Source organism: Aquimarina ulvae (genome assembly GCF_053613295.3).
The window spans coordinates 498,546-512,919 of the sequence record NZ_JBSIBP030000001.1 but is presented as its reverse complement, the minus strand read 5'-3'; the positions used below and the strand labels follow the sequence as shown (position 1 = coordinate 512,919).

The following is a 14,374-nucleotide window of genomic DNA, read 5'->3' as shown; positions in this document are numbered from 1 at the left end:
GTTTATTTTTCTTTACGATCTGCTTTGTATTTCTTCAATGCCAAGCGATATTCTGCTAAAATCACCTTTACATCATCGACCATTACATTATTTAAATCTGCTACCGAACTGGTATCATACCCATATACTTTTTGTTCATTTTTTTCACGATTCTCTTCTCTACCTCTTAGACTACCTTCTTTATCAATAATGAAGACGTAGCTCGTCGCTTTTCGCTGATCTAAGCTATACGGTGTTTTTAGACTTTTAAAAAACTGCTGTATACTTTCTGGTGTGCCGAAAAGAAATTTCCAACCAGATACATCTACAATATCATCTAATTTTGCTAAAAGTTCTTTTGTTGCCTTTTGGCTACCATATGGTAAAATCATGACAAATTGAAAATCTCGAAACTCATAATTCTTCTTGTAAATCTTTTGATTGAGATTAAAAGCATTCCCCTCTTTATTGTAAGCATTTTCACCAAAAAAACCCAACACTGTGATCTTGTCCTTTAGAGTAATTCGTTCTCCGGTAAGACTTTCAAAATTATTAAGATTTCCAACAGATTCTTGTAAGACGGGAAGTTTAGAAAAATTATCTACTGCAGAAGCAAAAAACAAATACACCACCAATGGCAGGATAAAAAGTATTCCGAGAACTAAAAATTTTTTCATTAGATTATAGTCTTTACTTCGATTGCAAAAATAAAAAAGACGGTTGAAATCAACCGCCTTTTATTATCTTTTATTATGCTTTTAACGTACTTAAAAGCAGATTTTAGAAGTCCCAACTTTTGTGCCCAGATTTAAATACTTCATAGATATAATCTCCTTCTGTTAATAATATAAACATCAAGTAACAAATCAGAAACACCGCGGTCCATACTACTGCTCTTCTTAACCCTTTGGTCTCACCTTCCATATGCATAAACGCCCATGTAATATAATACGCTTTATATATGGTTAAAATAATAAAGATCCAGTTTAGTAATTTCATACTAATCACCGTTGTCTCTATTAAAAATGCTGGTTTGATAATCCCTAAAATCACTTCTACTATCGTAACAACGGATAGTAATATAAATACTTTCCAGATTCGTGATGTATTTGATTCGTGGTGTGCTGTATCGTGTGCCATGTTAAACTAAATTCTTTTATTTATTAAACCAGGTAGAAGAATGTAAATACAAATACCCAAACTAAATCCACAAAGTGCCAATAAAGACCTACTTTTTCTACCATTTCATAATTCTTTCTTCTCTCATAGGTGCCCAATATTACATTAAAAAATATAATAACATTGATTACAACTCCAGAAAATACGTGAAATCCGTGAAATCCAGTGATAAAAAAGAAGAAATTAGCAAACAAAGGAGTCCCATATTCGTTATGTACCAGATTCGCTCCTTCGACAACTCCAATAGCATCTGTATTCAATTTTCGTAAAGATTCTTCTCTAGATAATATTGTTTTCTCCCCTTTATCGGTCAATACTTGTGTTCGTATTAAAAGATCATTCTTCTTCAAAAAACCGGCTTTTATTTCTTCAACAGTATATGTTGGTAGCGTTCCTTCAGATTCATACCAAATTCCCTTTTTACTTTCGTGCTGTGTCCGATCTTGGTTGTTATTCACAATAGCAATATCGTGCAGTGCTACTCTATGACCTTCTGCATCTACAAATTGCAGAATTTGCCCTCCTTTTGTCTCTACAGCACCGTATTCTCCTTTAATAAAATTTTTCCACTCCCAAGCCTGCGAACCGACAAATATTGCACCTCCAATAATGGTGAGAAACATATAAAGAATCACTTTCTTTTGTTTCAAATGATGACCTGCATCTACCGCTAACACCATAGTAACCGAAGAAAAAATCAATATAAACGTCATCAATGCCACATAATACATCGGCGCGTCTACTCCATGAAGAAACGGGAAATGATTAAACACTTCATCCGCTATTGGCCATGAATCAATAAACTTAAATCTCGAAAAACCGTAAGCAGCAAGAAACCCAGAGAACGTAAGTGCATCAGACAGGATAAAAAACCACATCATCATCTTACCATAACTCGCCTTGAGCGGCTGATTACCTCCACCCCAGATTTTACCTTCTGTACCTGTATTAGTAACAGTTGTTTCCATATATAGAATTTGGTATTGTTAAATTTTCCACAAAAGTAATCAATTTTATTATCTAACGAAATATAAAAATAAAAAGAGATAAAGCCATAAAACATCTACAAAATGCCAATACATACCACCCAGTTCTAAACCAAGGGTTTGCCCTCTTTTATACTTTTGTTTAAAATGATTATAAATTACGACTAAAAGTACTATTAGCCCGACAATTACGTGAACTATATGTAATACTACGATAATATATAAAAATGTTGGAACAATATTAGCAGATGGACCCGTAAAATAATATCCTTGCGACATAATATCTGCAAAACCCTGAAATTGTAAGAAAACAAATAGTACCCCCAAGCTAAGTGTAGCTAATAGCAACAATGTTGCTAAACCTCTGTTCTTATTTTCTATTGCTCTTTTAACCAAGTATAATGTTAAACTACTTGCTAACATTACAAAAACACTTATTACAAAAGCATTAGGAAATACAAGGTCGGTTAACCAATCCTCTCTTGTCTTACTTACTACATATGCACTGGTAAGGCCAGCAAAAGTCATTGTCATACTTACCATCCCAAACCACATCATGGTTTTTTTTGCCCGCTTCTGTTTTTCGTTTGTTGTTCCTTGTGTTAAATCCATGCACGAATAAATTTATCTGCTACATAAATAATTTGTAGCAAAGTGATGTAAGATACACTGGCAAGCATCAATTGTTTTGCTGCTTTGGCATCTCTTTTTTTATATAAACGGACTGCATACCTTAGTAAAAAACCTCCTAATATCAAGATCAAAACTCCTGAAACAGGAGTGATATATAATCTTCCTGTGACTCCAAATACTGGTATTAATGATGTAACAACCGTCCAAATACTATAAATCAACACTTGGGTAGCCGTTCCTTTATCTCTTTTCCCGGTAGGTAACATAAAGAAACCTCCTTTTTTATAATCATCATATAAAAACCATCCTATCGCCCAGAAATGAGGAAATTGCCAGAAAAACTGTATCATAAATAAGGTTCCGGGTTCTATACCAAAATTATTAGTAGCAGCAACCCACCCCAGCATAAATGGAATAGCTCCTGGGATCGCCCCAACAAACACTGATAGAGGAGTTTTGGTTTTTAATGGGGTATATAAACTTACGTAAATAAATATTGAAATTGCCCCAAACATAGCTGTCTGAGGATTGATAAAATACAACACTGAAATTCCTAAAACAGTAAATAAAGCTGCTATGACAAAAGCAGTATTTACAGACATTCTACCAGAGGGAATTGGTCTATTTTTTGTACGATCCATTAAAACATCCAGATCACGTTCGATAATCTGATTAAATGCATTAGACGCTCCAACCATAAAATAACCGCCAATTGACAGAAGCACTAATGTACTCCACGAAATTGTATCAACTCCTAACAAATAACCAGCTACAGATGAAAACACTACACTTAATGCTAATCGCATCTTAGTAATTTCTTTAAAATCCTGGATTAAAGAAACTTTGGCAGTATCGACTTGGGTTAAACTCAAATTTTGCACGTTTACTAAATAGCTTTTAAAAAAGTTGTGCAAAGATAGGCCTTAAAAGCATTTTAGACAACTTATAACTATTTATAATCCACCTTTTAACAACTGTTCTAGCAAAATCTATAAGCTTTAGCATAGTTGAGACTATGTTTTCTTTCAGTTTTATAAAAAAGCCTAACTTGTGCAAGCTGGGCTATCATTAATCGACAACCTTAAAAGTAATAGGGAATATATAATTCACCTTCACTAGTTTATATCCGATTTTATCTGGTTCTATAAGTAAGAGAATTTTTCACAACCTGGATAAATCGGAGCCATCGTAACTTTATCGATTGGAAATGTAATCTTCTCTTCAGCAAGTACATCAATAATAGAATCCATAGGAATTACAGCGGGATTTATTCTATTATTCCCATTGTTACGTTCTTTTCTGAGCTTTTGTAAGGCTACATTGTTATCAACCACCTCTGTTTTTGTCCAGTCAGGCTTTTTAACCATTTTGGCTTTGACCATTGTATTTATTTTAGGTGTTTTTTTCAACCTTAAATACAATTCATGGTAAAATTAGTTTCATCGGTGTTTTTGGAAGTAGCATTTATCAGCTCCATCTCCGAAATCGAGGTGTACATCTCGAACATCACATACGTGAATAAAAGGCTTATCATTAGCCCTATCTGAAAATTCACCAATGTACTTTTTCGTACCTTAGCATCGTGCTTGTTACTCATACTATTTAGTTTTAACGTTACAATTAAAATCTGAATCAACAAGCACACCAAAAAAGAATCCCGTTTACGATCATCGTAACGGGATTCTGACATTGTAAAAAGATACTGTAATTATACAGTAAACTGTCTAATTTTGAATTTTAAACACGATTGGTAATTGATATTTTACCGTTACGGGTATTTTACGCTGTTTTCCCGGCGTCATGGTAGGGAACAGACGAATTACTCTTTCTGCTTCTTTTTTAAGCTTTGGATGCGGAGCTCTTACCTGTATATTCTGAATAGTTCCATCGGCTGCTACATCAAACAAAGCATATATTCTTTGCACACCACTTAATCCATACTCACTTCCGATTCCAGTATCAAACTTTCTGGAAATAATTTTACTAATCTGCTCTGAAAAGCAAGCTGCCTTTTCTTTATTTGTTCGAAGACGTTCGCAGCCAGGAAAAACAGGCACATCTTCTACAACAGAAAAAGGAACATTTTCAGGTATTTCATCAGCATCATCTTCATCATTTGCAAGAACATCTGGATTAAATGGTGCAGACTCCACTGGTTCCTCACTTTTAAATTCTTCAGTGAGATCATCCAATACCACATCATCCTTTACAACTTCAAAATCAGTAGGATTCTGAATAGGATCAGGCCTGGTTTGCGCCACAACCTTTTCTTTTGGCTCCTGATATACCTGAAATTCTCCACTCCAAATAAAAGGTTCGTCTTCTAAGGTTATTGGATCATCAATTACAGTTTTCACAGAATCTGAAGTATATACTTCGAACATTACATAGGTAAATAACAGACTTGCAATAAGTCCAATCTGAAAGTTTACCAATGTGCCTTTTCGCACATTAGTTTCATGCTTGTTACTCATATCATTTAGTTTTAACGTTACATTATTACTAAACACAACAAGCATACCAAAAAAAAGAATCCCCTTTGTTTTATATCACAAAGGGGACTATACTATTTTATGGAATTCGTTTCCTTAATCTTGAACCTGGAAAACAATTGGTAAAGAATACAGTACACCTACTGCTTTTCCTCTTTGTTTACCTGGTGTCATTTTAGGAAGCATTTTTATTACTCTCTGAGCTTCTTTTTCTAATCTTGGGTGTGGACCTCTTGCCTGAACTCCAACGATATTACCGCTTCTATCAATTTTGAAACGAACGTAAATCCTGTTCACTCCTGAAAGACCTAATTCACCACCTAGCTCTGTATTAAATTTTCGGTTAACAAACTTCTTAACCTTATCGCTCATACATTTCTTTTTTGCAGTATTCCCTGACTCTTTCTCACATCCTGGAAACACTGGTACGTTTTCAATTACCGCAAAAGGTACATCAGCAATAACTTCTTCTTCTTCAACATCCTCTACCTCTTCTACCTCCACGATTTCTTCTTCCTGATTCGTTTCAGTAGATTCTATAATAGTTTCTTCCACTTCTTCTTCATCCTCTACAACATCAATGATTTCTGGTGCTGGTGGAGGAGGTGGTGGAGGTGGAGGTGTATTTAAATTTTGAGTAATCGGAACTTCTTCCTCCTCTAATTCATCAAGATTAACCTGACCTATGTCAATGTTATTTCTATCATAAGTTTTCCACTCTATACCTTGCCATGTAACAAACAAAACTAAGATTAGCCCTAGTTGTAAAAACAAGGCACTTTTTCTGGTCAAATCTGCTTTCGGATTTTTTTTAGGTTCCATATTACAATGTTATTATACGATTGCTAAAATAGCTAATTTCTTTTGTAATTTCCAACTAAAGATAAAAATGTAGAGCAAAAAATACAATTTTTAACTTTTATATTGTTAGAATAACGTCAAGATCCTTTACTATCAATCGCTTATAATTAGTATTCGGGTTTATTTTTTATGTAAGTTAACTAATTTATTCTTAAGCACTTTTACTACAATTATAGCAAAAACAATGCCACTAGTGTTTGCTAACACATCATTCCATTCTGGACTTCGGTAGTCGGTCACAGTCCCCTGAAGCAATTCCATTAAAATCCCAAACAAAAAACTTAAAACGGATGCTTTTGTTATGCTTTTAGAAAATTCTCTAGGTTGCTTTTCTGAATAAAAGAAAAACAAAAACCAAATAACCGTAAAAACAAAATATGCCAATAAATGCCCTATTTTATCACTTCCTTCTACTTTGATGTCGATTGGAATAAATATTATTGCAAGGGATAGCCAGCCTACTAAACCAGTATATGCAAGTGCTAGCACAAGCAAAAATTTATGCCCCAACAAGCTCCTTATATGCATCTGCTGATAAAAGATTATCAATTTGAGAGGCATCGGCTATTTTGATCTTAACCATCCAACCCTCTCCATACGGATCATTATTAACCAATTCTGGATCACTTTCTAGAGTTTCATTAAATTCTGAAATTTCTCCAGTTAGGGGAAGAAACAAATCTGAAACTGTTTTTACTGCTTCAACAGTACCAAAAACTTCTTCTTGCTCTAGTTCTTCACCAACGGTTTCAACTTCTACATAAACGATATCACCTAATTCGCTCTGCGCAAAATCTGTGATCCCAACTGTAGCGATTTCACCATCTATCTTAATCCATTCGTGATCCTTTGTGTATTTCAATTCTGAAGGAATATTCATCCGAAAAAAGTATTTAAACGTTGTTACTATTTATATTTAGAAGACGAAAATAAATCTATTTTACCAGATTTTAGAAAAACGAAGTCAAAAATTATTAAAAATTAATTAATCATTGATTTACTCTAAAGAAACTCTATTAAAATCACAATCGGTAGTTTACAACTGTATATTAATTTCCAAAATTATATCTTAGTGTAAAACCGCCTCTTATCGTGGTTTGAGGAAAAGCTGTAGAGATTGAATATTCTGAGAACGTATGATCATAAAAAAGCAATGCTGTCAGATTTTTACTCAATGCATAGTCTGTAGTAAACTTAATGCCATAAATATCTTGTCCCGCAGTTACCTGAGTGTTATTAATATCCAGGTATCTTATTACCGTTTCATTTTGACGCAATGACAAATCTGCTCTAAAATTAAGATCACTCTTTAGGGTAGTCTTTTTTCCTGCTATCCTAGTCACAAACGTTAAATCTTGTACTCTATATCCAAGTCCTATAATGTATTCATTTCCTTGGATTTCTGTAAGCAAATTATTATCAAAACTCAGTGATAAAGCCCTGTCTTTTTTCCATTCTGCCACAATTTTTATAGAATTTTTCATTTCCATATCCAAGCGTATTAGTGGACTAAACTGCTCTGTAAGATTGACATTAGCATACAATTCAGGATTTTTAAAATTTCCTCCTTCATTCAATTCATCTGGATTGTTTGGATTATAGTCTAGGTTGGTTTGAAATTGATTGATCGTGTAATTAGCGCGATATCCATGAGCCATAGAAAATCTTTTGAAACGTTTCTTAAACCATTTTAGGTTCATAAGGCCTGTATATTTAATATCCCAATTAGGAAGAGGAATATCTCTAAAAGCTCCTTTTTGAACACTTTCCGGGTCAGCGCCTGTATAGGCCGCAAGAAAAGCGGGTAAAAGCACCGCTTGATTTGATCTTCCATATCCATCAGGAAAACCATCACCATCTGTATCCGTAGTCACACCCCTTTCTAAAGCTAAACGTCTTGCAATCACCAGCCGGTTCTCTCTAAACTTATCAAACGTTTCGGAAGTAAACTCATCGCTTTTCTTAAATGCCGTCTTAATTAACAACGTAGAAATTGTATAATTGCCAAAAGTATTAGGTGTTAATGACTGATACTCTAAGTCACTATTGATATCATTTTCAATCTCTCTCTGTACAATATAATTCTCTGTAAAGGTTTCAGAATAATTTCTACTAGCACTAATATCTATTGTAAGGTCCTTTAGTAAACCTAAAGAGGCCTGTACATTAAGCTGTCTTCCTTCTACTTCTCTATATTGCTGGTTAAACTCATCATATAACGTGAGCCAACCATTTCTGGCAGCTAAATCCCTTATTTCTGATTGACTACCGAACGTAAATCCAGCGGTAGGTTTTAATGTTCCTACAAATCCAGGTTCGCGCAGATATCCTGGCAAGAAAATACCATTATCCTGTTGATAATTAATATTCACCTTCTTCACTGCAGTTACTAACCCTATTGCAGTATTTAAAATTTTATCCCCTACTGTTAGCTTACTAGAAGTTTTTTTAGTTCTCTTTTTATTGTTATTCGCTAATGCAGGTGTAGCTGTTTCTTTTTCTTCACTTTTTTTGGCAGTTTTCTTTTTGCTCGACTTCCTTCTTCCTGGTTTCTTCTTAGTCAAACCAACATACTTATACAAGGTACCCATGTCTAAGGAACCATTGACCGTATGCACGTTAGCATTCTGGATTGCATTCCCTAAATCAGGTATTCCTTCAAGATTTTTCAACGCTTCACTACCTTTTGTCCATTGAAAATCTGCTGAGTATGAGTAGGTAGCCCTCATAAATTTAAACAAAGGAATTTTATTAAATGGAATCTCATAATTCACTTGTAATTGTTGACTATGAAAGTTAGGATCCCCGACATTGAACAAACCACTCCATACACCTATTGACTCATCCACAACACCACCATCATCAATAAAGTTCTTAACAATTCTATTATTTGCAGACGTGAAACTAAAATTAAGAGATTTTGTCAAATTATAATTAATCCCGTATTGCCAATCAAAGAGAAAGTTACGTTGGGTAAGTGGAGGTGGAGAGATATCTCCTTCACTCAGCGTGATGTCCCTAAAAACCTGTTCATTAAATTGTCTCGTAATGTTAGAGTTTACAGAAATACTTGTTGGTAAAAGGTTGAAATTAAAGTCCTTTATCAGGTTGAAATATTTACTTTTCCCTAATAACTTTATTTTCTTAAAAGGCTCTACCTCTTTTGGCTGAAAACTAAAATCATATGTACCTCCTAAACGAATACTCTGTTCTAAAGAGTTTTCAATTTCAAAATCATGATGGTCTGTCTGATTGTATGTCCCGGAAAAGGCAAAATTTTCTACATCATATGGCATTGGCTTTGTTTCTCCTGTTCTATCTTTTCGTAGTCCAATCACATTAAAACTTTGTCGTTTGGTATAATTAATCGATTGTTTTCTTATTCTTTCCTTTTCATTAGCATCTGTTTGACGATCTAACCTATCCTCTAACTCAAGATCTAAAAACTCTGGATCATATTGTGGTGTTATCTGCTCTTCTCCTCTACTATAGTTAAACGGAACTTGTATTCCCCATTTCTTTGGCAGGAGTTGTCCCAAATTCACGTTAGTCGTCAGGTCATATTGTTTTACGTCTTCAATACTCCGTTCATTTGGTCCTTGTTCTATTCCTCCAAAACCTATGGTACTGATTCTTCCTGATGCACTAACCGTTGCAAAATCAGCCACATTTGCATCTACACTTCCTACGGCAGCCCAACCCCCTTGATTTTTAAGGTCGCTCAAACGCATTTCATTAAACCAAACGGTACCGGATTCGCTAGAACCACTGGAGTTTTTTACCCCGACCATCATAATTTGAACATCACCAAAATTAGGATTTCCTTTGACACCTACTCTAAGGTTATTGGGACCATCAAAAAAGTTCAGATCTGCACTACTTAACGCAGGAGTACCTATCACTGTAGCCTTAATTTCTTGAAGAAATTCTAGCGGGAGATTTAACCTATTTGCTTCTGGCCACACAACATCAGGATTCTTGCTGTTAACATCTTCCGTTACATCTAAAGGCAACTCTATCTGATAAAAGTTATTTGTAAAATCGTTACCCATTCTTATAAAGGCCGTCAATTCATCATCTGCTAATGAAGTCTGTCCGGGTAGATTTTCTGCATGCAAGAACATTTCCAGATTCTCGTATTGCCGCATATCTACATTAAAATTCTTATACACACCACGACCATCATCGGTTTGTAGATCATTAACTGTAAGTGCAAGGGATCTTTCATCTTCTCTTATCGTCGTGTTATTATTTATCAACTCTTCCCTTCTTACGCCTGGAGGAGTAACATAATTGGGTGTCTCTTCTGAACTTACCGAAGTTACTATCACCTCGTTATCAGAAATATTCAGTCCATTGGTGGGGTCATTAGTAGTGTTACCAGCCTGCACATATCGTCTGTAGTCACCACGTACTAAATCAAGTGTAGCAAACCTTAGAATTACTGGTTGATCAAAATCTGTTACAACCATTCTCATAAAACGAATCGATCTAAAGTCATTTTCACCAATATTTTGCCTACCAGTTGGTTCATAAATAGGAATTTTAAATCGAAGCCATCTTGTACTCCTATTTACACCATTGAGCACTGTAGCAACTACAGGTTCGGGTGAATCTGAAATATACCCAGTACCTCCATCATTACCAACTTCCATTCCCGGAAAAATCGGAATTTCATATTCATAATAACTATCAATAGTATTCATGGTATTATCTCTGTTCACATCTTCTGCGGTAGGGAATGTTGTATTCCCTCTATCATCATTAGCAACACTTGTTGGAGAGTTTCCTTGGGTACCGTTGTAATCTCTATATCTATCTACAATATTTCCATCAGCCTGCAAGAAATATCTATAATTATCATTCGCTGGATCATCTGGATCAAAAGCTGGAAACTCGGAAGCTTCCTGCGTATCATCCAGACCATCATATCCTACATCTTGATTTAGACGTGCTTGCCCCTCAGTATCGAACGCATAAATCAAAGATTGATTTACAGGAACCTTACCAAATTCTGTTGGAAATGTATCCTCGTCTGATCCATCTGCAGGAAGCCCATTTTCATATTGTTTCCTCCCATCTTTTAATACATCTTCGCTAATATTTCCTAAATTGAAAACTATAGTTCCGCTTGTAGCAGTGGTTAGCGGCTCTTGTCCATTACCCGGATCAAAAAAAGGATCCATTAACCAAAACTCAATAAATTCTACATTCGATTGCTCAAAGTTTGTAGATGTTAGTTGCCTCATAATTCCTGCAAAATTTTCTTCTGGGTTTGGCAGTATGTTATCAGTAGCATTGTCATTGTAATTATATGGTCCTCGTTCGCTCGGTCTATAATGCAGGTCTAAAGGAAATAATGATAACGTTTGTCCTGGCGGTCTATCTGTATCAGGGAAAATTTCATCTAAAAAAACCCTTCTTGTTGGATTAAAAGCCAAGTCTTCATCCGTTACACCACTAGGCCTTCCACTACTATAAAATATAGGGTCGACCGTGTACCAAGACATATCAGCTCTTCTGAATCCAGATTCAATTCCTGAAGGAACCACTTCTTCATTAGGATTATTAGACCCAAAACCAATAGGCACACTAGAGAGTTCCCAAGAGATAGCAGAACTTACATCGATTTGTGTTTGCGCTCCTTCAAAGTCATCAATATAGGTGGTTACTTCGCCTCCAAAATCTGCCCCTTTGGGAGCTCCAGCTATCAACATCGCTCCTTCTGCTCTTACAGAAACATTAGATGGTACATCTGTATCTATATTAGGTAATTTATTGACCATTCTGGTTAGAAATGGCACCTCTGTTGAATAATTAAGATTAAAGCCTAACAAGGTATTATTGATCGGTTCAAAATTGTAACTTGATTTTTGCGTAATTGGTCGCTCATTGAGATTCAAATAGGTACCTCCAATAATAAGGTCATCACTAAATTTATGTTCAATATTTAGTCCGGTAAAACGTTTGGTTTGTTGACCAAAAACCGCGTTATTTTCTGTTGAAACCTGAATCGGAGTATTCGATGCCAATAACGCTTCGTCCAAGATATTTACTCTGCCCAATTGGTAATTTACGGTGTAATCTACACCTTCTTGTAAGGTTCTTCCTCCTGCAGTAACGGTTACTGATCCTTGTGGAACATTAAAAGCGCCTAATGGAATACCATCTTGTCCAGAGGATTTATATCTTCCTTTTAACTGAAAATACCTGTTTTCTGCAGCTTGCTGATCTGCAATAACTTTTGTTTGTGTATACAGTTCCCTAAATACATATTTACTTTGATTTTGATTATAAGCCGCTGGAGTATTATAATCATTTGGGTTGGGAGCTCCATCATTATCCAGTTTGTTAAAAAGAAACTGCCCAAAAGGTTCTACTGTAGTAAAGATCACTCTACCATTTTCGGGATCTATGGTCAATCCTGGAACGTAATCGAAGAATCCATCTCCAGCTCCATCTGCTCCCAATACAGGATCATTATTAGGGTTTAATCGATCCATATTAAAAACCGTCAATAATCTTGTCTGTTCTACATCATCAGGCAATGGTACTGCAGCACCTTCAGCCTGAGTAATATAATTAACAGGTGAAGGATTTGAATAGACTATATTCAGCCTGAAATCTTCGGCATTTAATCTAAAGGCTCCGGTATTGTAGATGTTTTTCATCATCAAGTCCCATATCGGCAAATCAACTCTTATGATAGGACTTTTCAGCATTTTTACCACTAAACTATTACTAGAACCAGACTGAACACCTCCTCCAGAATCATCATTCCCTATTGTTGCGTCGACTCCATCATTAGCAAATTCTCCAACCTGAAACACATTTCCTCCTGATGTATATTGAAAAGCAACTGCTAAAACCTCATCATTGTTTAGCTTTTGATTCAACGATATGTAACCTAATTGTGTATTTAAAGTATACTCGTTAGGGTTCAATTGTCTGGCATTTTCTAAAATCGCATAGTCTTCTCCTTCACTAAAACCTGTAATAGCTCCAGTAAATCCTTGTTGAACCGTTGGTATCTGGCGTACTGCATCAGTTATTGGTCCAGCAGGTCCTATCGCAGAAGGGTCTAAATCATTGTTTCCATTATCCGGAAACGACCCAGCTGGTCTATTAAATAGCGACGGTGGTATTGTAAAATTCCCAGCGACCGGAGATTCACCAAGATCTTGTAAGGCTACTATATTTCTGGCATCATTAAGAGTTTGTGCACTCGTTGCCCTGTTTGTGATCCATACTTCAATACGGGTAATCTGTATATTGTTATTTATAAAAGGATAGTTTGTTAACGCATTGTCATATGTGTCCCTAAAATAATGCGATAGAAAGTAGTGCCTATTATCATCATACTCTAATGCATCAATGTCAAAGTCTTCAACAGTCCCACCACCCTGTACATTTACTGATCTGGTTTCTGATCGTTGTTCAGAATAGACTGCAGTCACTGATGTTCTGCCAAACTGCAATCCCAGTTTTGCCCCGAAAAGACTTTGGGATCCCTGAATTAACGAGTTATTTATCGGCATAGCTACATTACCAATCTCTATGCTTCGGACAATATCATCCTCTGTCGGCGTATACTCTAATTTTATCTGATTTTGAAAATCGAATGTAGATTCGGTATCATAGTTTGCAGTTATTTGAAGTCTTCTACCAACCTTTCCTAATAAACTTAAACTGATTCTTTGATCAAAATCAAATGTAAAGTTACTTCGATTTCTTGGAGAAAAAGCGGGATTATCCTGTTTTGTATATAAAATACCCAAATCCATTTCTACAGACCCTTGTGGGATTATTTCAATTTCATTACCTCCAAAAATAGTTTCAAAAAAACTGGAGTTTACATAAAAGATCGGGAGAAGATTTTTGCGTTTTTCTTCACTTCCGTCAGTTTTTCCACTAAATGCACTGATTTTCTCTTTAAAATAGTCTCTTCTTTGCTCCTCTTCAACTAATGCTTCAAACTCTTCTGGGGTAAGAAAAAGTGGATACCTAACATTAAAAGACCCCAACATCTCACGATAAATATAGCGATTGGTGATTGGGTCAAACTCATATTTCGTAACAATGCTATTGGGATCAGGAAGGGAAATCTCACCCAATGAAAAGGTTGTACTGGTAGAGTCTCGTACAGTCTCATTTTCTTGACCAAGTAGTACTCCACTATATAGTACAATTAAACAAACTAGTCGCTTTAAAAATTTAAAATGTAAGGAATGTAAGGAACTCAAT

At 35.4% G+C, this 14,374-nt stretch carries 12 protein-coding genes; all 12 read right to left on the bottom strand.

What is annotated here, in order from left to right:
* Positions 1–2 precede the first annotated feature (2 nt).
* Positions 3–656 carry a hypothetical protein gene (locus tag ACWGOQ_RS02205; RefSeq protein ID WP_452056915.1) on the bottom strand — a complete coding sequence of 218 codons (654 nt, stop codon included), beginning with the start codon at positions 654–656 and terminating at the stop codon, positions 3–5.
* Between the two features lie 103 nt (positions 657–759).
* A complete protein-coding gene (locus tag ACWGOQ_RS02200) occupies positions 760–1,119 on the bottom strand; it encodes a cytochrome C oxidase subunit IV family protein (protein ID WP_452056914.1) in 360 nt (119 codons plus the stop codon).
* 23 nt (positions 1,120–1,142) lie between these two features.
* Positions 1,143–2,126 carry a cytochrome c oxidase subunit 3 gene (locus ACWGOQ_RS02195; RefSeq protein WP_452056913.1) on the bottom strand — a complete coding sequence of 328 codons (984 nt, stop codon included), beginning with the start codon at positions 2,124–2,126 and terminating at the stop codon, positions 1,143–1,145.
* Positions 2,127–2,174: 48 nt separating this feature from the next.
* The gene (locus tag ACWGOQ_RS02190; protein ID WP_452056912.1) at positions 2,175–2,756 is read right to left on the bottom strand and encodes a cytochrome c oxidase subunit 3; all 582 of its coding nucleotides are present in this window, start codon (positions 2,754–2,756) and stop codon (positions 2,175–2,177) included.
* Complete coding sequence (gene cyoE, locus ACWGOQ_RS02185; protein ID WP_452056911.1) at positions 2,747–3,649, bottom strand: heme o synthase; 903 nt, start codon at positions 3,647–3,649, stop codon at positions 2,747–2,749. Before cyoE ends, ACWGOQ_RS02190 begins: the two co-directional genes overlap by 10 nt.
* Positions 3,650–3,919: 270 nt before the next feature.
* Positions 3,920–4,159 (bottom strand): hypothetical protein, encoded by a 240-nt coding sequence (locus tag ACWGOQ_RS02180; protein ID WP_452056910.1) that lies wholly within the window; start codon positions 4,157–4,159, stop codon positions 3,920–3,922.
* Between the two features lie 29 nt (positions 4,160–4,188).
* Positions 4,189–4,374, bottom strand: a complete 186-nt coding sequence (locus ACWGOQ_RS02175; RefSeq protein WP_452056909.1) for a hypothetical protein — start codon at positions 4,372–4,374, stop codon at positions 4,189–4,191.
* 127 nt (positions 4,375–4,501) lie between these two features.
* Entirely contained in the window at positions 4,502–5,251 is a 750-nt protein-coding gene (locus tag ACWGOQ_RS02170; protein WP_452056908.1) for an energy transducer TonB, read from the bottom strand.
* Between the two features lie 114 nt (positions 5,252–5,365).
* Positions 5,366–6,091 (bottom strand): energy transducer TonB, encoded by a 726-nt coding sequence (locus ACWGOQ_RS02165; RefSeq protein ID WP_452056907.1) that lies wholly within the window; start codon positions 6,089–6,091, stop codon positions 5,366–5,368.
* A gap of 159 nt (positions 6,092–6,250) precedes the next feature.
* Complete coding sequence (locus ACWGOQ_RS02160) at positions 6,251–6,619, bottom strand: VanZ family protein (RefSeq protein WP_452056906.1); 369 nt, start codon at positions 6,617–6,619, stop codon at positions 6,251–6,253.
* 10 nt (positions 6,620–6,629) lie between these two features.
* On the bottom strand, positions 6,630–7,010 hold the full coding sequence (gene gcvH, locus ACWGOQ_RS02155; protein WP_452056905.1) for a glycine cleavage system protein GcvH: 381 nt from the start codon (positions 7,008–7,010) through the stop codon (positions 6,630–6,632).
* 169 nt (positions 7,011–7,179) lie between these two features.
* Positions 7,180–14,373: a T9SS outer membrane translocon Sov/SprA gene (gene sov / locus ACWGOQ_RS02150; RefSeq protein WP_452056904.1), complete on the bottom strand. Its 7,194-nt coding sequence runs from the start codon at positions 14,371–14,373 to the stop codon at positions 7,180–7,182.
* Position 14,374 lies beyond the last annotated feature (1 nt).

Bases quoted from the DNA above. Each gene is read 5' to 3' on its own strand.
- ACWGOQ_RS02190 (WP_452056912.1), bottom strand. From the start codon at position 2,756: ATGGATTTAACACAAGGAACAACAAACGAAAAACAGAAGCGGGCAAAA.
- ACWGOQ_RS02180 (WP_452056910.1), bottom strand. From the start codon at position 4,159: ATGGTCAAAGCCAAAATGGTTAAAAAGCCTGACTGGACAAAAACAGAG.
- ACWGOQ_RS02200 (WP_452056914.1), bottom strand. From the start codon at position 1,119: ATGGCACACGATACAGCACACCACGAATCAAATACATCACGAATCTGG.
- ACWGOQ_RS02165 (WP_452056907.1), bottom strand. From the start codon at position 6,091: ATGGAACCTAAAAAAAATCCGAAAGCAGATTTGACCAGAAAAAGTGCC.
- ACWGOQ_RS02175 (WP_452056909.1), bottom strand. From the start codon at position 4,374: ATGAGTAACAAGCACGATGCTAAGGTACGAAAAAGTACATTGGTGAAT.
- ACWGOQ_RS02205 (WP_452056915.1), bottom strand. From the start codon at position 656: ATGAAAAAATTTTTAGTTCTCGGAATACTTTTTATCCTGCCATTGGTG.
- ACWGOQ_RS02195 (WP_452056913.1), bottom strand. From the start codon at position 2,126: ATGGAAACAACTGTTACTAATACAGGTACAGAAGGTAAAATCTGGGGT.
- gcvH (WP_452056905.1), bottom strand. From the start codon at position 7,010: ATGAATATTCCTTCAGAATTGAAATACACAAAGGATCACGAATGGATT.
- ACWGOQ_RS02170 (WP_452056908.1), bottom strand. From the start codon at position 5,251: ATGAGTAACAAGCATGAAACTAATGTGCGAAAAGGCACATTGGTAAAC.